Genomic DNA, 19,654 nt, shown 5'->3' on the forward strand with positions numbered 1-19,654 from the left:
AGTTGGGGCGTCCGGGGGATACGGCCGCCGCGCCGCGCCCCGCCGGTGATCGCGAGCCATACCCTCAAAGCGCCCATTTCGGGCCCTCGCGCATCACCACACCACCGGTGGAGTCCGTATGTCACCAGCCGCCACGCGACGCCGGAGCCGACGGCGCGTCCTCAGCACCCTGAGCCTCCTGCTGGCCGGCAGCATCACCGCGACCGGCCTCGCCCAGGCGACGCCCGCCCCGTCGGGGAAGCACCACGACCTCGACCCCCGCATCTCCTCGATCATGGACAAGCCCGCGTACCGGCACGCCCGGTGGGGGCTGTTCCAGCAGGACCCGGAGAGCGGCGAGGTGACGCACTCCCGCAACGCCGACCAGTTCTTCATCCCCGGCTCCGCCGCCAAGCTCTTCAGCGTCAGCGGCGCCTGGAGCACCCTCGGCGGCGGTCACCGCTTCGTCACACCGGTGCGCGCCGTCGGCAAACGCCGGGGATCGACCCTCAAGGGCGACCTGGACCTGGTCGCCCAGGGCGATCTGACCCTCGGCGGCAGAACGCGCGCGAACGGCAGCGTCGCCTACACCGACATCGACCACACCTACGCCAATGACGTTCCCGGCGCGACGCTCACCCCGCAGAATCCGCTGGCCGGCATCAACCGACTGGCCCGTCAGGTGCGCGCCTCGGGCATCAGGCACGTCGACGGCGATGTGGTCGTCGATCCCCGGCTGTTCCGCCCCGATGCCACGCTCGACCCGACGCCCAGGCCGCTGATCATCAATGACAACGTCATCGATCTGCTGACCACTCCGGGCCGCCGCGCCGGTCAGCCCGCCCGTCTCGACTGGCGTCCGAAGGTCGCGCCCTACCGCGTGACGTCCACCGTCAGGACGGTGGCGGCGGGTAAACCCACCGACATCAAGGTGCGGACCTCCGCCGACGGCACCCGCATCCGGCTGTCCGGCACCATCGCCGCCCGCTCCGCCCCGGTCCTGCGGGTGTCGGACATCGAGGACCCGAACGCCTTCGGCCGGACCGCCCTGATCCAGGCGCTGGAGAGGGCCGGGGTGCAGGTCCGCGCGAAGACCGTCGGGCCCAACCCGACGGGCAGACTGCCGCACTCCTACCGGGGCGCGCCCAAGGTGGCCCGGTACACCTCCCCGCCCTTCGCGCAGTACGCCAGGCTCATCTTCAAGGTCAGCCACAACCTCGGGGCAAACCTCGGGATCTGTCTGATGGCCGTCCACGCGGGAAGCCGCGACTGCCAGGACGGATTCCCCGTCCTCGCGAAGTTCCTGGACCGCGCCCACGTGGACCGCAAGGCGGTGCAACTGGCCGACGGCCGGGGCGGAAACCCCAACGACCGCGCCACGCCCCGCGCGCTCGCGCAGATCCTGACGTACTGGCAGCACACGTCCCAAGCGAGGCGGTTCCGCGAGGCGCTGCCCGTCCTGGGCGTCGACGGGTCCCTCGCGGACAACTGCCGGCGCTGCCCCGCCCGGGGCAAGGTCTTCGCCAAGCCGGGCACCTTCGCGGGCGCCGACGAGCTGAACAACCGCCTGGCCGTGGGCGGGGACACCCTTGCCGGGTATCTAGAGACGAGCCCGGGGCACTACGACGTGTTCTTCGTCGGGGCGAACGGCGCCTCGGCCCGCGACATCCAGGGCCTCCTGGGCATCCTGAACGACATGGCCGACATCGCCGCGTACCTCCAGCGGAACGCGGCGAGACGGCGCTGAGTGGTTGGGAGGCGCTGAGCGACTGGTGGTGTCGAGCCCCGCGGCTCGACACCACCCACCCGGCTACCGCGCCACGAACTGCGTCAGGATGGCCTGCACCTCGTAGATGTCGACGCCCTTGGTGAAGGTCTTCTGGATCGGCGTGGGGCTGCCGGAGAGCCAGATCTTGAGCTCCGCGTCGAGATCGAAGTGACCGGCGGTCTCCACCGCGAAGTGCGTGATGCTCCGGTACGGGATGGAGTGGTACTCCACCTTCTTGCCGGTGATCCCCTGCTTGTCGACGAGGACGAGCCGGCGGTCGGTGAAGAGCATGGTGTCGCGAATCAGCAGGTAGGCGGCGTGCACCTGCTCGCCGTGCCCCAGCAGCCGCGCGTAGTCCTGCTGCGCCGACACCGGATCGACGGTGTGCGCGTTTCCGAACAGACCCATGTCGGCCCCCCATTTATCGAACTCGACTGTCTCAACACTGTATAGGGCGCTTAGCGCGGAGGGTCCCCCGCGCCGAAGCGTGCTGCCCGGCAGCGGTGTTCACCGTGCCACGGACACCTCGGCGCGCTCGGTGGTGGTGCCGGACGCGACCTCCCGGCCGCCCGCCCGGGACCGCAGCCCGAAGGCGCCGACGAGCGCGGCCAGCAGGGCCGCGGCGAGCGGGACGACGAGCGCGGCGTGATAGCCGTCGAGCAGGGCCGCGGGCGCGTCCGAGTCGGTGGCGGCGACGTTCACCGCGGTGACGGCGGAGAGGCCCAGCGCCGCGCCGAACTGGAAGGAGGTGTAGAGCAGACCGCCGGCCAGCCCCTGTTCCTCCTCCTTGACGCCATCGGTGGCCACGATGGTCAGTGGCCCGTACGTCAGCGCGAAGGCCAGCCCGAGGACGATCAGGCTCGGGAACATCGCCGGATACGTCCAGTCGGCGCCGACCGGCAGGAACAGCGCGTACGACAGCGCCGCCAGCAGCAGCCCGCCGAAGATCACCCGGGCGTTGCCGAACCGGTCGACCAGCTTGGGCGTGAGGGTGGGCGAGAGGACCGCGTCGATGCCGATGATGATCATCGCGAAGCTCGTTTGAAGCGTCGACCAGCCGCGCAGCTCCCGCAGATACAGCACCACCAGGAACTGGAAGCCGAAGAACCCGGCGGCGAAGAGCAGCCCGACGAGGTTGGCGCGGACCAGGGAGCCGGAGCGGAACACACCGAGGCGTACGAGCGGTGAGGACGAGCGCCGTTCGACGGCAACGAAGGCGGCCAGGGAGACCAGGCCCGCACCGAGCGTGCCGAGGGTCCAGCCGACACCGGTGTGGGTGGCCCGCTCGACGCCGAGGACGAGCAGCACGACGGCGGCCGTGACGGTGGCCCCGCCCAGCAGGTCGACGCCCTGCCCGGTCCGCTCGGGGCGCGGTGACTTCGGTACGAGCGCGAGCGCGGTGACGAGGATCAGGAAGGACAGTGCGACCGGTGCGAAGAAGACCCACCGCCACCCGACGGAGGTGAGCAGCCCGCCGACGACCAGGCCGATCGAGAAGCCGCCCGCCGCGGTGCCGGAGTAGATGAACAGGGCCCTGTTGCGCTGCGGCCCCTCCTCGAAGCTCGTGGTGATGACGGACAGCCCGGCCGGGGTCATGAAGGCGGCGGCGACGCCGGTGACGAACCGGGCGACGATCAGCATCCAGCCCTCGGTGGCGAGCCCGCCGAGCCCGGAGAACAGCAGGAAGACGGTGAGCCAGAGGACGAACATCCGGCGGCGGCCGAAGAGATCCGCCGCCCGGCCGCCCAGCAGCATGAAGCCGCCGTAACCGAGGACGTAGGCGCTCATGACCCACTGGAGCTCGCCGGTGGACATGCCGAGATCGGCACGGATGGACGGCAGGGCCACATTGAGCATGGCCACGTCGATGCCCTCCAGAAAGATGGCGCCGCACAGGACGAACAGCACGCCCCGGCTGCGCGGGCTCAGCGCACTCATCTGAATTCCTCGGTGGTGTGGGGAAGCGGTCGGTTCCACCACCCTCGACCAGGCGCCACGGGGGAACAACGGCGAAGATCGCAACGTTCGTTCAGCCGGGCTTACCGATCCGTAGGCCGGAGGGGGCGGCCGTGGAACGCGATGAACTCGAGTGCTTTCTGATCCTCGCCGAGGAGCTGCACTTCGGCCGCACGGCCGACCGTATGCGGCTGTCCCGGGCCAGGGTGAGCCAGCTCGTCCAGCGCTTGGAACGCCGCGTCGGCGCCCTGCTGTTCGACCGCACGAGCCGCCGCGTGGCCCTCACCGTCCTCGGTCGGCAACTGCGCGACGACCTCGAACCGCACCACCGCGCGATCGAGGCCGCCGTCTCCCGCGCCACCGCGACCGCACGCGGCATCGACGGGGTGCTGCACGTCGGTTTCTCCACCCCGCCGGCCGGGGAGATCGTGCTGAAGGCGGCGGAGGCACTGCACACAAGCCACCCCGGGCTGGCCGTGGAGATCTGCGAAGTGCCGCTGTCGGACCCGTACGGGCAGCTGCGAAAGGGCGAGTTCGACGTGCAGCTCACCGAGTTCCCGGTGCGCGAGCACGACCTGGGGGAGGGGCCCGCCCTGCTCACGGAGGAGCGCGTGCTCGCGATCGCCGCGGGCCACCCGCTGTCCGCGCGCGCGGCGGTGTCGCTGGAGGACCTGTCCGCCGTGCCGCTGCTGACCGTCGCCGGCGAAGTCCCGGACTACTGGCTGGAACAGCACGCCCCGACGCACACGCCCGGCGGCCGGCCGATCGCCCGTGGCCCGGCCGTCACCAACATGCAGGAAGCGCTCACGCTCGTCGCGGGCGGCAAGGGCGCCCTGCTGGCGGCGGCACACACCGCCACGTACCACGCCCGGCCCGGCGTCGCCTACGTCCCGTTCGCGGACGCCGAGCCCATCGGCTACGGCCTGGTGTGGCGGGCCGCGGACCATACGACCGCGGTCCGGGCCTTCGCCCGAGCGGCGCTGAAGGCGGTGACGGGGGCGTAGCGCGGGGGCCCGGACCCGGGCCGGGCCCCCGGTGCCTCAGGCGTCGGGGGAGGCCTGGACCCATTCGACGAGCTGAATGACGACGCCGTTGGGGTCGGTCATCTGGAACAGGCGCTCGCCCCACGGCTCTTCGCGCAGCGGCATGGTGATGGGCGCGCCCTCGCTCCGCAGGCGCTCCTCCTCCGCCGCGAGACCGGTGACCGTGAAGGCGACGATCAGCCCGGACGCGTGCTGGTCGCGCTGCTCGGCCGGGAGGACCTCCGTGCCCCGGCGGAGCAGGACGATGTCGACGGCCGCGTCGTCACGGGTCAGGGACGCGAAGCCGTCGTCGGCCATGGCCACCCGGTAGCCGAGGTGGGTGGTGAAGAAGTCACGGGAGGCGTCCACATCGGCGACGGTCAGGGAAAGGGTGGAGACGGAGACGTTCACGGCAGCTCCTCGGCGGGGTTTGGGAAAGTGCGGGGGCGGGGGCGGGGGCGTCAGTAGGTGCGGCGCGGTGCCTGGTGCTGCGTACGGACGACCGTCCGGCGGCCGGTGCGGGGCAGCTCGCGGGTCGGGCGGCGGGTGGTGGCGGAGTTCGGGCCGGCGCCCTGGGCGGCGGCGAGCTTGGCGGTGTCGGTCTTTCGCATACGGACTCTCTTCCGTGAGGATTTCGCCGAGGCGATTTTTGCAACGGACGTAACTTTACGCACGGCGCAGAAGATCCGTCAAGCATAAATTTGCTACGGGGGTAAGATTGCCCCATGGGTATCGAGACACCGGGGCTCCGTGAGTCCAAGAAGCAGGAGACCAGGCAGCTGATCTCCGACCACGCCACGCGGCTCTTCATCGAGGAGGGCTTCGAGCGGACGACCATCGCCGAGATCGCCGCTGCGGCCCGGGTCGCCAAGAAGACGGTCACCAACTACTTCCCGCGCAAGGAGGACCTGGCTCTCGACCACCACGAGGAATTCACCGCGAGCCTGGCCCGCGCCGTCGCCGGCCGAGCCGACGGCGAGTCCGCCCTCGCCGCGCTGCGCCGGGAGTTCGACGCCGCGCTCGGCCGGCGCGACCCCGTCGCGGGCTTCGCCGGCCCGGAGTTCGCCCGCATGATCGCCGACAGTCCCACCCTCACCGCCCGGCTGCGCGACCTCCACGACCAGCGGGAGGAGGCCCTCGCCGCCATCCTCGCGGAGGCCGCTCCCGACGCGGGCTCGGCCATCGCCGCCCGCGCCGCCGCGGCCCTTCTCGCGGCCGCTCAGCGTCTGCTGTTCCAGCGCATCCAGGAGCTCACCCTGGCCGGCCACTCCAACGACAGCATCGCCGCCACGGTGGCCCCGGAGGCGGCGCACGTCTTCGACCTCCTCGCCGGCTCCCTCGGCGACTTCCCCGCCGCGACGGCCTGACGGCGGCTGCCCGGGAACGGGCAAGCAGGGCAAGCACGAAGGCCCCGGCCGGGTTTCCGGTCAGGGCCCGAGGTCGGTCGCTGCGGCAGCGGGCGGCGGTGTCAGACAAGGGCCGCGCCGGTCAGTGCGAGGGCGGAGCCGGCGAAGACGACCGTGTGACGGACGTTCTGCAGGACGCGGGTCCAGGCGGGGAAGGCGCCCTCCGCGGCCTTGAGGAAGGCCGCGACGTCGACCCGCAGCAGCTCGGGGTCGCCCTTGCGGCGGAAGGCGGCCTGGACGGACTTCACGGCGCCGAGCTGGCTCTGCAGGATGGCGAGGTTCGCCAGGAGCGCGATCGAGGAGAAGACCCAGGTCAGGGTCGTGCCCCAGGGGTTGCCGGCCAGGTTGAGGACGGCGGTGGTGAGCGCGGCGGCAGCGAAGCTCCCGGGCGCCCACCACTCGTGGCCGCTCGCGTCGAAGCGCAGCCTGTTCTCCTCCAGGACGGCCGGGCGGATGCCCTGGCGCTCCAGCTCCGCGACGGCCGCCGCCTTGGCGACGCCGCCGAAGCGGTGCCGCAGGAGCGGGATGGAGGCGAAGGCGGCGGCGACGAGGATCTGGGCGACGGCGGTGAGCGTGTTCACGGGGCTTCTCCTTCTCGGCGCGGTGGGGTTCCACCGAGGACTTGAACTTAGTTCAAGTCCCGACGAGAAGAACTGTAGGGGCCGACTTGAACGGTGTGCAAGTCTCCTCCTGAACTTTGTGCAAGTCCCGCCGTGGGTGACTTATCGTGAGCGCATGCCACGCGACACGCTGACCCGGGAACAGATCGTCCGAACCGCCGTCGAGCTGCTCGACTCGGACGGACTGGAAGGCCTCAACATGCGCAGCCTCGGCCAGCGCCTGCGCTCGGCCGCCACCGCCGTCTACTGGCACGTCAAGAACAAGGACAACCTCGTCACGCTCGCCGGCGACCAGGTCTGGGACGAGATCCGGCTGCCCGATCTCGATGCCGTCGACTGGCGGACGGCGGCCACCGCCATGGCCGCCGACCTGTACGCGATGTTCACCCGCCACCCCTGGCTCGTGCAGGCCTTCGCGACCCACCTCTTCCACGGCGAGGGCAAGGCCCGCCACGACGACCACAATCTCGCCGTCTACGAGAAGGCCGGCTTCGTCGGCCCGGAGGCCGACCGGGCCGCCGCCGCCGTCTTCACCTACGTCCTCGGCAACGCCTCGGGCGCCGCCGCCACGGCCTCGCTGACCCGGCGGATCGAGCGCGAGGGCGGCGACGCCGGGGAGGTCTTCGGTGCCACGATGAAGGAGGCGGCCGAGGTCGCCTCCCGTTTCCCGCGCCTGCGGACCCGTATCGACTCCACCGACTACGCCGAGGCCCCGGAGGACACCTTCGACTTCGGCCTCCAGTCCCTCCTCGACGGCCTGGAGGCCCGCCTGCCCGGCGCGACCGCCTGACGCGGGCGCCCCGGGGCCTGCGGTCGGGGGCCCGACAGGACTTCTTGCACAGTGTTCAAGAAAGTACTTGCACAGCGTTCAATCCTTCCTCTAACGTCCTGCTTGTACTTAGTGCAAGTCGTGGGCGCGGAGGGGGAGAGCGGGATGGCGCAGGAGACACAGCAGACGCTGTCGGAGTTCGTCGAGGCGGCGGCCGGGAAGTTCGGGGTGCCCGGGGTCGCCGTCGGAGTGTGGGCCGGGGGCCGGGAGCTCTACGCGTGCCACGGCGTGACGAACGTCGACAGCCCGCTGCCCGTCGACCAGGCCACGCTGTACACGCTGGGCTCGGTCACCAAGCCCTTCACGGCGACGGCGCTGATGCGCCTGGTCGCCGACGGGCGCGTCGAGCTGGACGCGCCGGTGCGCCGGTACGTCCCCGAGCTGGTGCTCCGGGACGAGCGGGCCGCGGCGGAGATCACCGTGCTGCAACTGCTCAACCACACCGCGGGGCTCGACTGGAGGATGAGTGTCGACACCGGCGAGGGCGACGACGCCCTGGCCGCGTACGTGGCGGAGATGTCCGGCACGGAGCAGATCGCGCCGCCCGGCATCCGGGCCTCCTACAGTCAGATCGGCTTCAACCTGGCGGGCCGGATCCTGGAAAAGGTCACGGGTCTGACCTACGAGCAGGCCGTCGCCTCGCTCGTGCTCGAACCGCTGGGTCTGTCGCACACCACCTTCTCGACCGCGGACACCCTGACCGGGCGGTTCGCGGTGGGGCACAACCTCACGGCGGACGGAACGCTCGTCACCGCGCGGCGGTGGAAGGACAGCCGTGCCAACAACCCCGGCGGGGGCGGCGCGTCCTGTGTGGCGGACATGCTGCGCTGGGCCCGGTTCCATCTCGGCGACGGACGCGCCCAGGACGGCACCCGGGTGCTGCCCGCCGAACTCCTGCGGCGGATGCGGGAGCAGACGGTCGCGCTGCGGGGCAGCTCGCTCTGCGACGCCTTCGGCATCAGCTGGTTCCTGCGTGACGTGGACGGCGTCCGCACCGTCGGCCACGGCGGGTCGGCCAACGGCCAGTTCGCCGAACTGCTCATCGTGCCCGAACGCGACTTCGCCGTCGTCGCACTGTCCAACGCGGGCCCGGACAGCGGCCTCGCCTTCAACCAGTCCGTCGTCGAGTGGGCCCTCGAACACCACCTGGGAGTGGCCCACCGGGACCCGGACCCGCTTCCCTACGACGCGGCACGGGCCGGGGAGGCCGCCGGGAGCTATGAGAACGAGGTCATGACGCTCACCATCGCCGACGCCGGGACCGGACTGACGATCGAGTGCGCGATCAAACCGGAGATCCGCGCGGCGGCGGACACCGAACTGCCCCCGGACCTCCCCCCGGCCGACCTCGGCCTGCTGCCCGGCGACGCGGACGGCTACATCGTCACCAACGGCGGCCTGAAGGGGCAGTGCGGCTACTTCACCCGTGACGAGAGCGGCGCGATCACCGGCGCCGACCTCGCCGGCCGGCTCTTCAGCCGCGTCACGGTGGCCGCGTAGGCCTGCCCGGCGGATCCTGGCTGAGCTCCAGGCCTCACGCGGGCTCCAGGCATCACTCCCGCCCGGGGCCGCGATCCGCGAGCCCCTCCCCGGGGCCGAGGTCCGCGAGCGCGGCTCCCAATCGCCTTGCCCCCTCGGCCAGTTCGCCGAGGCCGGCCGTGGCGGCGAACCCGATCCGCAGGTGCGCCGCCGGCGGCTCGGTGGCGAAATAGCGGCTGCCGGCGCTCACGGCGACGCCGCGCTGCCGGGCGGCGCTCGTCAGTACGGCGTCGTCCGCACCGGGCGGCAGGCGAAGCCACAGGTGGAGTCCGCCCGTGGGCAGCGTGGCCAGGGTCGCGCCGGGGATGTCCCGGGCGACCGCGGCGGCCAGCACGGCGCACCGCTCCCGGAGCGCCGCGCCGAGGGACCGGACGTGCCGGTCCCAGGACGGGGAGCCGATCACCTCCAGCGCGGCCTCCTGCAGCGGGCGGGAGACGAAGAAGTCGTCGACCAGGCGCACCGCCCGCATGCGCTCCATCACCGGCCCGCGGGCCACCAGGGCCCCGATCCGCAGGCTCGGTGCCGCGGGCTTGGTCAGTGAGGTCACGTGGACGACCGTGCCGTCGCGGTCGTCGGCCACCAGGGGCCGCGGCACCGGGCCGCCGTGTCCCAGGTGCCGCGCGAAATCGTCCTCGATCACGAACGCGCCCGAGGCGCGCGCCACATCGAGGACCTGGCGGCGACGCTCGGGAGCCAGCACGGTGCCGGTCGGATTCTGGTACGTCGGCTGGCAGTACAGCAGCCGTGCGCCGGTCATCGCGAAGGCGTCGGCCAGCAGGTCGGGCCGTACGCCGTCCGCGTCGAGCGGTACCGGCACCGGCCGCAGCCCCGCGGCGCGGGCCGCGGCCAGGGCCCGGGGATAGGTGGGTGACTCCACGAGGACCGGGCTGCCGGGCCCGGCGATGGCCCGGAACGCGATCGACAGCGCGCTCTGCCCGCCCGCGGTGATGAGCACGTCCTCCGCCGCCACACTGCCGCCGACGATGTGGGCGAAGACGGTGCGCAGCTCCGGCAGGCCGCCGGCCGGGGCGCGGTCCCAGGCGTCGGGACGGCGTGCCGCCCGTGCCAGCGCCGTGCTCAGGGCCCGGGCGGGCTGGAGCGAGCGGTGCACATAGCCGCCGTCCAGGGGAATCGTCCCGGCCGGCGGCGGGCCGAGCGGGTCGGCGATCAGGTGGGTGTCGACGGTGCGGTCGGTGAGGGCGACCGTCTGCCAGGACGTGTCGGCGGCGGGGGCTTCCGCGTCGAGCCGGGTGCGCTGCGCCACGTACGTCCCACTGCCCGGGCGGGTGACCACCGCGCCCTCGGCGGCCAGTGCGGCGATGGCCCGGGCCACGGTCGCCGGACCGACCCGGTACTCCTTGATCAGCTCCCGGCTGCTCGGCAGCCGGTCGCCGGGCGCAAGGCGGGCGAGCAGCGCCCGGAGACTATTGGCCAACTCCCCAGAAGTGCTACCGTCATTCATGAGAGACAACAGTAGCGCTATTAGTTCTGCTCGGGAAGCACTTCAGCTGGACGTCGCCGCTCTGCGGGCCGACACCCCGGGGTGCCGACGGGTCATCCACTTCAACAACGCGGGCTGTGGCCTGCTGGCGGCCCCGGTCCTCGACGCGATGGTCGGCCATCTGAACCTCGAGGCGCGGATCGGTGGTTACGAGGCGTCGGCCGCGCAGGCAGCCGAAGTCCGCGGTTTCTACACGGAGATCGCCGCCCTCATCAACACCACGCCCGACAACATCGCCTTCGCGGGCAGCGCCACCCACGCCTACGCCAACGCCCTGTCGTCGATCCCGTTCGAGGCCGGCGATGTCATCCTCACCACCCGCGACGACTTCGTCTCCAACCAGATCGCCTTTCTGTCCCTGCGCAAGCGGTTCGGCGTACGCATCGTCCACGCGCCCGACACCCCCGAGGGCGGGGTCGATGTGGAGGCGATGGCCGCGCTGATGCGGACCCTCCGCCCGCGCCTGGTGTCCGCCACCCATGTCCCCACCAACTCGGGTCTGGTCTCGCCGGTCGCCGAAATCGGCCGGCACTGCCGCGAGCTGGACCTGCTCTACCTCGTCGACGCCTGCCAGTCGGTGGGCCAGTTCGTCATCGACGTGGAAGGGATCGGCTGTGACTTCCTCACCGCCACCTGCCGCAAATTCCTCCGCGGCCCGCGCGGTTCCGGCTTCCTCTACGTCTCCGACCGCGTCCTGCGCGCGGGCTGCGAACCGCTGTTCATCGACATGCACGGCGCCCGCTGGACCGAGCCGGGCGGCTACGAGCCCGTCGGGACGGCGGCCCGCTTCGAGGAGTGGGAGTTCCCCTACGCCACGGTGCTCGGCAGCGCCGCCGCGACGCGCTACGCCCGCAAGGTCGGCATCGAGGCCATCGAGCAGCGCACACCGGCGCTCGCGGCCCGGCTGCGCGAGCGGCTCGCACCCCTGTCCGGGGTGCGCGTGCTGGACCGCGGCCCGCGCCTCGCGGCGCTCGTCACCTTCGCCGTGGAGGGATGGCAGCCCCAGCCGTTCAAGGCGGCCCTGGACGCCCGCGGCATCAACTCGGCACTCAGCTTCCGTGAGTTCGCGCAGCTCGACTTCACAGACAAGGGAGTCGAATGGTGCCTGCGTCTGTCGCCGCACTACTACAACACCGAGGAGGAGGTGGACCACGTCGCCGAGGCGGTCGCGGACCTCGTCGGCCAGGGACGGCGATGACCGCGGCGCCGACACGCACCGTGGAACCACCCGAGGAAAGCCTCTGGCGCAACCGTGACTTCCTCACGTTCTGGCTCGGCGAGACCCTCTCGCTCCTCGGCACCCAGGTCACGAACCTCGCCCTGCCGCTGACCGCGATCACCTCTTTCCACGCCACCGACGAGCAGGTCGGTCTGCTGCGCTTCCTGCAGCTCGTCCCGTACCTCGGCCTCGCCCTGGTCTTCGGGGTGTGGGCGGACCGGGCCCGGCGGCGTCCGATCATGCTCGGCGCCAACTTCGCCCGGATGCTGCTGCTGGCGCTCGTACCCGTCCTGTACTGGACGGACGCGCTCAGCACGGCCTCGCTGCTGGTGATCGCCTGTGCCGTCGGCGTCGCCTCGGTGCTGTTCGACGTGAGCTGGATGGCGTACGTGCCCACGCTCGTACGCGACCCCGCGCACTACGTCGAAGCCGGCGCCAAGACGGGGATGAGCTCATCGGCCGCCGATGTGGCCGGGCCCGGACTCGCGGGTGTGCTGGTCGGCGCCCTGACCGCGCCCGTGGCGCTGATCGTCGACGCCTTCTCCTACCTGGTGTCCCTGATCTCGCTGCTGCTCATCCGCACCCCCGAGCCCCGCCCCCGACCGCCTTCCGCACGACGGCACCTGCCGACCGAACTCCGGGACGGCCTGCGCTGGGTGCTGAAGAACCCGGTCCTGCGGTCGCTGGCCCTGATCGGCTTCTGCTGCAACTTCTCCATGGTCACCGTATGGACGATGTTCCTGCTGTACGGAACCCACGACCTGCACCTGGGTCCGACGACCCTCGGCACCATCTTCGCCACCGCCTCCGTGGGCGGGCTGATCGGTGCGGCGGTCTCCCGGAAGGTCATCCGGCGCTTCCGGCTCGGACCGGTCTACTTCGTCGCCCAGGCGGTCCTTCTCACCGGCCCGACGCTGATCGTCCTGGCGGCCGGCCCCCGGCCGGTGATGGTGGGGATGTTCGTCCTCTCCTTCTTCACCACCTACCTCGGGCTCGGCGTCGCGGGCGTCGTCATCGTCAGCCTGCGCCAGGCGAGTACCCCGCAGTCGATGATGGGCCGGATGACGGCGGTCTTCCGCACCCTGCTGTTCGGCGGAGGCGCCCTCGGCGGCCTGTCCGCGGGTCTGCTGTCCGGCCGGATCGGCGCCCATGGCGCGCTGACCGTGGCGGCCATCGGCTCCGCCGCCGTACTGATCGCGCTCTTCCTGTCCCCGGTCAGCCGGCTCGCCGGCCTGCCGACGGCACCATCGGCACCGGAAGAACCCGTCACGACGGGGGCGGCCGGTCGGGCCGCGGGCTGAGCGGAACCGGAAAACACGAAGGCCCCGGCCGGTTTCCCGGTCGGGGCCTTCGTTAGTGCCCGGTGAGGCACTGTGCGGAGGATACGAGATTCGAACTCGTGAGGGGTTGCCCCCAACACGCTTTCCAAATGTTCGTACGGGGGTCCGGAGGGGGCCGTGGGCGTCCTGACCTGCGGCGGAGCGTTCGGGGTGACCTCGTGCGGACGGGCCCGGACGGGGGCGAATGAGACCAGAACTGAGACCGGGACTGCTGCCTGTCCCTGCCGGCGCGAACTCGGCGAGCTGTTCCTGTTAACCGACTCTATCTGGGGCGCTGAGCTGGAAACATCCTGCTGCTCCGCAGCCGCGGTGAGCGGTCCGGCCTTGCCTTCAGGCCGGCAGCCATAGGTCGCCTTGAACACCCTTTGCAGATACGAAAGATGGTGTTGACTGTCTGCCAGGTAGCCGATCACACGGGGTGAGAGAGATCGGGAGGCAGTAGTGGAGCAGGTCGGGGGCGGAGAGGGTGCTCTCCGGAAACCGCCTCATGTCAGCAATGAGCTCTCCGGGCAGGTAGATGGGCCTGCCGTCCAGGCAAGGGATATTCACGGCGACGTGAACATCACGATGACAGGACCACCGTCAGTAGCCGAGGTTACTGACGAGGCCCTCGCTGAGGAGTTGCGCAGAGCATCACAGATCTGGAGGGCCCGGTTCGCCAGTGTCGACTTGGTCAACCTGCCAAGGATGGCGATGCTCGCGCAGACCAACGCGGTGGCGACCGCAGCAAGAAGAGCCGGACTCGACGGCACGAGGCCATTTGCCGGGCAGGGGATGGCGCCTGGAGAGTTCGTCCGGATCGTTCGCCCGTTGTTCGAGACGTGGGACGCGGAGGCGGTGACGCTCAGCGAAGGCACGGCAGAGAAGGTGCATCGTGGCCTTCTGGTCTGTTTTGAAGGGGCTATGCGTTGCAACAACCCGCCCGAGCCTCCGCTTAAGGAACCGACTGGAGTGCTGACCAAGGATCCTCACCTTGCCTTCTCTATTGGGGCGAGGAGGGTGGTCGTCACCTTCGACCCACGTTGGCTAACGACGGCGACGGCGACTACGACGCTCCATGAAGCTGCTCAGGAGCCGCTGGTCTTCTCGGGTATCGGCACTGTGGCATCGGTATCGGAAGGAGGGAGGATTCGAATCTCCGCGCTTGCGTTCGGGCAGCCGGAAACTCTGGCACAGGCTCAGTTGGAGTACGCAAAGCAGTCTCTTGTTCCGGAGCCGCCCGGGTTGACGTGGATGGACTTCCGTAACGAACTGTCAAAGTCGGAGCTCTCGCAGCTCCATTTGGGTCAATCCCGGGAAAGGGAAACTGTGAGCCGCAAGAGTATCGCTCTACTGTTTGATGAGGATGAGGTACTGCCTGGGCAGATCGACCGAGACGTGTTGACGCAGGTCTCGCGGGTTGTCCCCGAGTATCGGCGTGATCTGGGTGTGGCCGTCGCGAGTCTGCTCTTCAACGACAACGGGGTTGCGGTTGCTGACCTCGCTGCTCATTTCCTAGCCCGGGAACCCGCACTCTGGAAGACCCTCACGGTTCCTGGGCTTACCACTCTGATCAAGTCCTTCAACATCGCTGTCTCTACCGTTTCTGGGCTCAGCGAGGAGCAGGCGGCGGACCTAGACGCGGCGATGCGTGAAACGGTTTCCAGCTATCTCGGCTGTGTTGAGGTGGATAGAAGCCTGCCCCTGCATGATCAGCTGTTGCCGCCGTATGACGATTATCATGTTGCCGGTGCGGAATTGCGGCTGGTTTATAGCGCGGCAAGGCGGCTTCAGGATGAGGCTAATGGCGAGGACCTCGAAGAACCGTTGAATGAATGGCGGGAGAGGGGGCTGTTTCGCACCGTGGCATGGGAAGAAGATCTGGAACAGTCTGCAGCCGAGGAAAGGGATGCATCGATTCTTATCCAGGCTTGGCTGAATTCGCAGTCTGAATGATTCCCTCGGAGTGATCGATCAGGAGCGCTCTGCTGTAGCGGGGTCGTGTGTCAGAGCTTAGGTTCAGGACCGAGTGAAGCTGACGCGATTACGACATCGGCTTCAAGAAACGGACAAGTAGTTGCCACGTACATGGCACTCCAACCAATGTGCACCGCCAAATCTCCCGGTCGTCTGGCCTACGACCGGGACGCTGCGAGTTTGACGAGCCCCTGCCGATCAGTCCCTGTTGGGTGAGCCTGTGGTGCGTGTCATGTTGAAGGTGAGGCTTGAGAAGTCCCGCCCTTGAAGCACCGGACCGTTCTGGGTGCCGCCGCTGATGCTGTTGTGGACATCGCCACTCGATGAGCTGGGCTGTGCTCGCTGCCACCACTCCTCGAGCAGTACGCGGAACTCTCCATCCAGGGCCGCTCGTACGCCGAGGGCAGTGGCCAGTGCCTGCGCGCGCATCGGGTCGACAGGGTCTCCCTCCAGCGCGGCGACTTCCAGTTCGCCGGAGCTGACCTGCGGTGTCCCGTCTTCTTGCGTTCCCTGTGCCGCGGCTCGCCCGAACGGACGCCGCACCAGTGCGGTAAGTCCTTGCCACGCCTGACGACCGGCTTCGCCGCCGAGCCCGCCGGCCAGCGCGGCGAGGGCCGCTGCGGTGATCGGGTCCATGCTGGGGACTCCCTCGTTTGGTAACGGATCCCACCTTAAGTTGGCCTCACAGCCTCCCGAAGCGGTTCCGGCATATCCAGGTCCGCACGGGCCCGGACTGATGTAAGTGAGACCAGAATTGAGCCGGGAGGTGGCCCTCAGGGTGAATCGATGCTCACGCTGAGGCAGTCGTTTGAGTCCACCGCCATGCTAGTCGGAGTGGTGACGATGATGCCGTATTCGGTCCCGGCCAGTGCTCTCGCGGCGGTGCAGTGTTGGCCGGCGTCGCCGCCGGTGAACTCGATCTGAATCGAGTCGCGGCGGTCAGCTGGGTTCGCTTCCTCGGGGTTACCGGGCTGGATGTACGCCGCCTTCACGTCCTGGAGGTGCCTGACCCATGCGGGCACCCCAGCTCCATAGCTGGGGGCCACGGATGGAGTGGCGTCACCGGAGCCGCCGAGGTCTGCCGTGGCTGTTGGCACTGCCTCCGAAGAGGGAGCGGGTACTTCCACCGTCGGTGATGTCTGTGGGGCTGCCGATGCGGGCTCGCTGCTATCGGTGTCGAAGAGCCCGTAAATCACCGCCAGGGCGAGTACACCGGCTACCCCGACGCCGACGAAGATCAGTCCGGTCCGGGAGGGCCTTGGTGGGGCGGGGGTCGTCAGGGATGACAGCCTGCTTGGAGGGACGGAGAGCTCGCTTCCCGTGTTGAGCATGCGTATCTCGACGTCGCCGTCGGCTGTGTAGCCGGTGACGTTGGCGCGGTTTCCCAGGTACAGGACGATCGAGCCGATCGGGAAGCTCTGTGTCGCGGGCGTCAAAGCGGAATCCTTCGGTGAACAGGGTGACTGCCTGGGGGAGATGCCTGGCGCGCACGTCTCACGATGTTGCGGTCGGTGCGATCACGTGACTGGGCTATTGGACTGCTTGGACGGCTGCTGCCGTGAGCACCATTCGGCCAACTGTCACGGAGGAGCTGTCCTGGCTGGGGAACCCCAGCAAGCGCTGCCATCCAGCGCCTGTTTTTGCAATGGCTGGGCGATGGTGTGAACCGAGCTGGCTGAATAGACACATGGAGATTGGTGAGCACTGGGCCTATCGCGCCAGGCCGAAGGAGCTGGGTGCCTCGGTTCGCCGGGTTGAGATCGTTCGCGTGGGCGGGAGCGGCAGGTCCGGGTGGCTCCACGTGCGGTTCCTCAAGGGGGACGACGCCGGGCTGCAGGAGTGGGTCAACCCGAGTTCTCTCGTGGCACGCTGGGAGGACGTCGAGGCATTCCGAGCGGACGACGGGAGCGAGCTCGGGCTGGCCGAGGTGTCGCGGGGCGTCCGAGGAAGTGTCGACTTTGAGGCGGCGCGGTTCGTCCTTGGATTCGTTCGCCCGAAGAGCAAGCTGCGCCTGCGGCGCGGCGCCGCTGACGCCGGAATCTTGGAAATGAGCCGTCTCGACGAAGGCGCCAGGCTTGTCGGGGTGGAACCCGATGAGCTGCGGGGCGATCCGATGGTCCACGAGAACCGCGAGGGGCTCTGCCTGGCAGGGTGGCCGGTCACGGAGCGCATCGCGCGCCTCGTGGCTGGCCGCCTCGCCGAGGACATCCTTCCAGAGGTGGACCGCAGGCAGCAGGCCATCGATCAGGAGCGCACGCAGTCCTCCTGGTACTGCTACAGCCGCCGGGACGACCGCAAGCTGGACACGGAAGCGGCCGTCCTGCGGACCGTCCGGGAGTGGTGTGGTCAGGACAAGGCCGAGCGCTACGACGAGCTGGTCGCTCTGCGCGAGGAGGTCGTCCGGCTCGGGAAACTCGTGGAGAAGTCGGTGAAGGCCCTACGTGACCGCGGGCACGGCGTCATCGCCTCCACCATTGAGCGCGACCTTGGGGTCCATATCTCCAGCCTTGGTCCAGACGTTCGTCGGTGAAGCCACGCCACGGCTCCGGCTCCGGCTTGGGCGGTTCGGCCTCTGCCTTGGGTTCTTCCTGCTGCGGAGGCTTCTCTTTCTCTGGCCGCTGCGGGTGCCAGCCGTCGAGGAAGGGCCTTAGCTGGTCGTCCGTGGGTTCCGCGTGGAGGCTGTGGCCGGTCAGGCTCCTGCCGGCCACGGTCGGGTCGAGCCGGTCGGCCTCCGTCTTCCCCCACGTAGACCACTCGCGCAGCCGCTCGGCTTCGTGGGCGTCGTCCGAGGCGGAGGCAGCCTCGTCGAGCGCGGCGCAGAAGGCCCGCATCTCCCCTGCGGTCCGCCACTGCGCCAGCGCGGCGCCGAACCGGTCGACCCGTACGGCGTTCACCGCCTTGATCGTCGCGACGCTGACCGCCGCTTCCCACTTCCGCTGCGTGCGCTCCTTCTTCTCCGCCTCCCGCCGGCGGTGTTCCTCTTCTTCCTTGGCCTCTCGCAGGCGGCGTTCCTCCTCCTGCCGCTCCCGCTCCTCACGCTGACGCTGCTGTTCCGCCTCCCGCGCCAGCCGGGCCTGCTCCTCTTCCTCCGCGCGGGCCTTCAGTGCTCGGAGGACGGCATCGATCTGGTCCTCCAACGGCTTCTTGGCGGTGTCGGACCATTCCTTCTTCCAGCCGTAGCGGTAGCCGTAGCTGTACCCCGATTGCTGGGCCACCTGCAGCTCCAGCTCGCCGGACGGTTCGAGCCGGTGGGCCGGGGTGACCCGCTGCCAGTCGTACGTCCGCCGGCCTGGCTGCGTGGGCACGTATCGGACCTGCTTCTGCCGTTCTTTGAAGCTGATCTCGTACGTCCTGCCGTGGACCGTGAGCAGCGGCCGCACCTGCCTACGCTTCTTCGACACCGCGATATCACCGTGCCGTGCCAGAGCCTGCTCGGCGAGGAGTCGAAGGAGGGCAAGCACCCGTGGCAGTACCTCATCCGAGATCTCGAAGGCGCTGTGGTCCGCGGTGACCGCCGCGATCACGTCCTCGACGTCGGTGATCACGCGGCTGCGTGCCAGGCGGATCCGGTTCCACTCGGCGTCGTCCTCGCCCGTCACCCGGAGTAGTCCGAGGAAGAAGTCTCCCTTTGCCCGCCCGCTGTACTTTAGGTGGAAACCGTCCGGGGCACACTGCCGCGCGGCGTCGAAGGCCCGGCGATAGCGGGCCCGCTCTTCGGCACTTGGATCGGGGATCCGAAGGAATCGGCCGGCCTTCTGCACCTCCGCGATCAAGGCCGCGCCGACTTCCGCCGGTGACCGGAGTGGCGGCTTCGCAGGGCGCGCTGGCGCCAGCTTTGTCTCAGGCGGGGGTGCCACCCGCTGACGGGGAGGCGTCGCGGCCTCCGGCTTCGGCTTGGCGGCTGCCGGTCGTTGCTTGCGCGGGGCTGGCTCGGGCCGGTCCGGGTGGTGGCCGTGTTCCAGGTAGAAGCGACCGTCATCGGTGATCTCCGCCTGCCACCTCCCACCGTGCTTGGGCATGGTGATGAGGCCCCGGCTCTTGAGGGCGCGGGCGGTGACGGCAAGTTCCGGGCTCGCGGAAGTAACGGGATCCGTTCCCTCTTCGATCCGGGTGAGCGTGGCTAACTGTCGATCGTTGAGCGGCGACCATCGGTACATGGTGACCGTCGTACCGGCCCCACCGAGCGCTCACAAGCGGAACGCTGACATTCCCGACCCCCACCTGTCTGAGTGTCAGGTGCTGAGCGGCATCTCCACAGCTGGCGTCGCGAGACTGGGGACCGCGCTCAGAACCCGGGAAAGTACGGCGACACCGACGACTGGTAGTGCTCCGGAACGCCGCCCACCGCAGCGAACCCCACTGGAGCGTCGGCCAGGTGGCCAGGGCGCGCGTCAGGCCCGCAGCACGAAGAGGCCCGGCAACCGCCACAGGTTGCCGGGCCTTCGCGCATTCGTCAGTCCACGACCACCCCGGAGGTCCTCACGAACCCGGTCGGGGACCACAACGTCATCAGCGCCGC

General features: G+C 69.7%; 18 protein-coding genes. 9 read left to right on the forward strand and 9 right to left on the reverse strand.

The window, feature by feature from the left end; translation table 11 throughout:
* The first annotated feature begins 118 nt into the window (after window positions 1-118).
* Window positions 119-1,726 (forward strand): D-alanyl-D-alanine carboxypeptidase/D-alanyl-D-alanine endopeptidase, encoded by a 1,608-nt coding sequence (gene dacB, locus JO379_RS18285; RefSeq protein WP_130878412.1) that lies wholly within the window; start codon window positions 119-121, stop codon window positions 1,724-1,726.
* A gap of 63 nt (window positions 1,727-1,789) precedes the next feature.
* Here the strand turns inward: dacB and JO379_RS18290 are convergent, their stop codons facing one another.
* A complete protein-coding gene (locus JO379_RS18290; RefSeq protein ID WP_130878411.1) occupies window positions 1,790-2,155 on the reverse strand; it encodes a PH domain-containing protein in 366 nt (121 codons plus the stop codon).
* A 99-nt stretch (window positions 2,156-2,254) separates the two neighbouring features.
* Window positions 2,255-3,685 carry an MFS transporter gene (locus JO379_RS18295; protein ID WP_209515871.1) on the reverse strand — a complete coding sequence of 477 codons (1,431 nt, stop codon included), beginning with the start codon at window positions 3,683-3,685 and terminating at the stop codon, window positions 2,255-2,257.
* A gap of 131 nt (window positions 3,686-3,816) precedes the next feature.
* On the opposite strand from JO379_RS18295, the gene JO379_RS18300 reads away from it, so the two are divergent.
* A complete protein-coding gene (locus JO379_RS18300; protein ID WP_130878409.1) occupies window positions 3,817-4,707 on the forward strand; it encodes a LysR family transcriptional regulator in 891 nt (296 codons plus the stop codon).
* Window positions 4,708-4,743: 36 nt separating this feature from the next.
* Here JO379_RS18300 and JO379_RS18305 read toward each other — a convergent pair whose 3' ends face one another.
* Both JO379_RS18305 and JO379_RS18310 read right to left on the reverse strand, forming a co-directional pair.
* Window positions 4,744-5,136, reverse strand: a complete 393-nt coding sequence (locus tag JO379_RS18305) for a VOC family protein (RefSeq protein ID WP_130878408.1) — start codon at window positions 5,134-5,136, stop codon at window positions 4,744-4,746.
* Between the two features lie 50 nt (window positions 5,137-5,186).
* The gene (locus JO379_RS18310) at window positions 5,187-5,336 is read right to left on the reverse strand and encodes a hypothetical protein (protein ID WP_209515874.1); all 150 of its coding nucleotides are present in this window, start codon (window positions 5,334-5,336) and stop codon (window positions 5,187-5,189) included.
* A gap of 114 nt (window positions 5,337-5,450) precedes the next feature.
* On the opposite strand from JO379_RS18310, the gene JO379_RS18315 reads away from it, so the two are divergent.
* Entirely contained in the window at window positions 5,451-6,092 is a 642-nt protein-coding gene (locus JO379_RS18315) for a TetR/AcrR family transcriptional regulator (RefSeq protein WP_209515877.1), read from the forward strand.
* Between the two features lie 101 nt (window positions 6,093-6,193).
* On the opposite strand, the gene JO379_RS18320 is transcribed toward JO379_RS18315, so the two are convergent.
* Window positions 6,194-6,712 carry a hypothetical protein gene (locus JO379_RS18320; protein WP_130878407.1) on the reverse strand — a complete coding sequence of 173 codons (519 nt, stop codon included), beginning with the start codon at window positions 6,710-6,712 and terminating at the stop codon, window positions 6,194-6,196.
* Window positions 6,713-6,866: 154 nt separating this feature from the next.
* Here JO379_RS18320 and JO379_RS18325 point away from each other — a divergent pair, with 154 nt between their 5' ends.
* Both JO379_RS18325 and JO379_RS18330 read left to right on the forward strand, forming a co-directional pair.
* Window positions 6,867-7,541, forward strand: a complete 675-nt coding sequence (locus JO379_RS18325; RefSeq protein WP_209515880.1) for a TetR/AcrR family transcriptional regulator C-terminal domain-containing protein — start codon at window positions 6,867-6,869, stop codon at window positions 7,539-7,541.
* Between the two features lie 144 nt (window positions 7,542-7,685).
* Window positions 7,686-9,080 (forward strand): serine hydrolase domain-containing protein, encoded by a 1,395-nt coding sequence (locus tag JO379_RS18330; RefSeq protein WP_209515883.1) that lies wholly within the window; start codon window positions 7,686-7,688, stop codon window positions 9,078-9,080.
* A gap of 52 nt (window positions 9,081-9,132) precedes the next feature.
* Here the strand turns inward: JO379_RS18330 and JO379_RS18335 are convergent, their stop codons facing one another.
* Window positions 9,133-10,581, reverse strand: coding sequence for an aminotransferase-like domain-containing protein (locus JO379_RS18335; RefSeq protein ID WP_130878404.1), 1,449 nt, complete (start codon window positions 10,579-10,581; stop codon window positions 9,133-9,135).
* Between JO379_RS18335 and JO379_RS18340 the strand changes: the two genes are divergently transcribed.
* From JO379_RS18340 to JO379_RS18350, 3 genes are all read left to right on the forward strand, one after another.
* On the forward strand, window positions 10,580-11,818 hold the full coding sequence (locus tag JO379_RS18340; protein ID WP_209515885.1) for an aminotransferase class V-fold PLP-dependent enzyme: 1,239 nt from the start codon (window positions 10,580-10,582) through the stop codon (window positions 11,816-11,818). The genes JO379_RS18335 and JO379_RS18340 overlap by 2 nt on opposite strands.
* Window positions 11,815-13,140 carry an MFS transporter gene (locus JO379_RS18345; protein WP_130878403.1) on the forward strand — a complete coding sequence of 442 codons (1,326 nt, stop codon included), beginning with the start codon at window positions 11,815-11,817 and terminating at the stop codon, window positions 13,138-13,140. The genes JO379_RS18340 and JO379_RS18345 overlap by 4 nt, the downstream gene beginning before the upstream one ends.
* Window positions 13,141-13,620: 480 nt before the next feature.
* Complete coding sequence (locus JO379_RS18350) at window positions 13,621-15,114, forward strand: hypothetical protein (protein WP_209515887.1); 1,494 nt, start codon at window positions 13,621-13,623, stop codon at window positions 15,112-15,114.
* Between the two features lie 219 nt (window positions 15,115-15,333).
* On the opposite strand, the gene JO379_RS18355 is transcribed toward JO379_RS18350, so the two are convergent.
* A complete protein-coding gene (locus JO379_RS18355; protein WP_031128419.1) occupies window positions 15,334-15,771 on the reverse strand; it encodes a hypothetical protein in 438 nt (145 codons plus the stop codon).
* Between the two features lie 137 nt (window positions 15,772-15,908).
* Window positions 15,909-16,571 carry a hypothetical protein gene (locus JO379_RS18360; RefSeq protein WP_209515889.1) on the reverse strand — a complete coding sequence of 221 codons (663 nt, stop codon included), beginning with the start codon at window positions 16,569-16,571 and terminating at the stop codon, window positions 15,909-15,911.
* A 251-nt stretch (window positions 16,572-16,822) separates the two neighbouring features.
* Here JO379_RS18360 and JO379_RS18365 point away from each other — a divergent pair, with 251 nt between their 5' ends.
* A complete protein-coding gene (locus tag JO379_RS18365) occupies window positions 16,823-17,665 on the forward strand; it encodes a PE-PGRS family protein (protein WP_209515891.1) in 843 nt (280 codons plus the stop codon).
* On the opposite strand, the gene JO379_RS18370 is transcribed toward JO379_RS18365, so the two are convergent.
* Window positions 17,595-19,292, reverse strand: a complete 1,698-nt coding sequence (locus JO379_RS18370; RefSeq protein ID WP_209515894.1) for a PE-PGRS family protein — start codon at window positions 19,290-19,292, stop codon at window positions 17,595-17,597. The two genes, JO379_RS18365 and JO379_RS18370, sit on opposite strands and share 71 nt — an antisense overlap.
* Between the last annotated feature and the right edge of the window lie 362 nt (window positions 19,293-19,654).

Source organism: Streptomyces syringium (genome assembly GCF_017876625.1).
GTDB classification, from domain to species: Bacteria; Actinomycetota; Actinomycetes; order Streptomycetales; family Streptomycetaceae; genus Streptomyces; species Streptomyces syringius.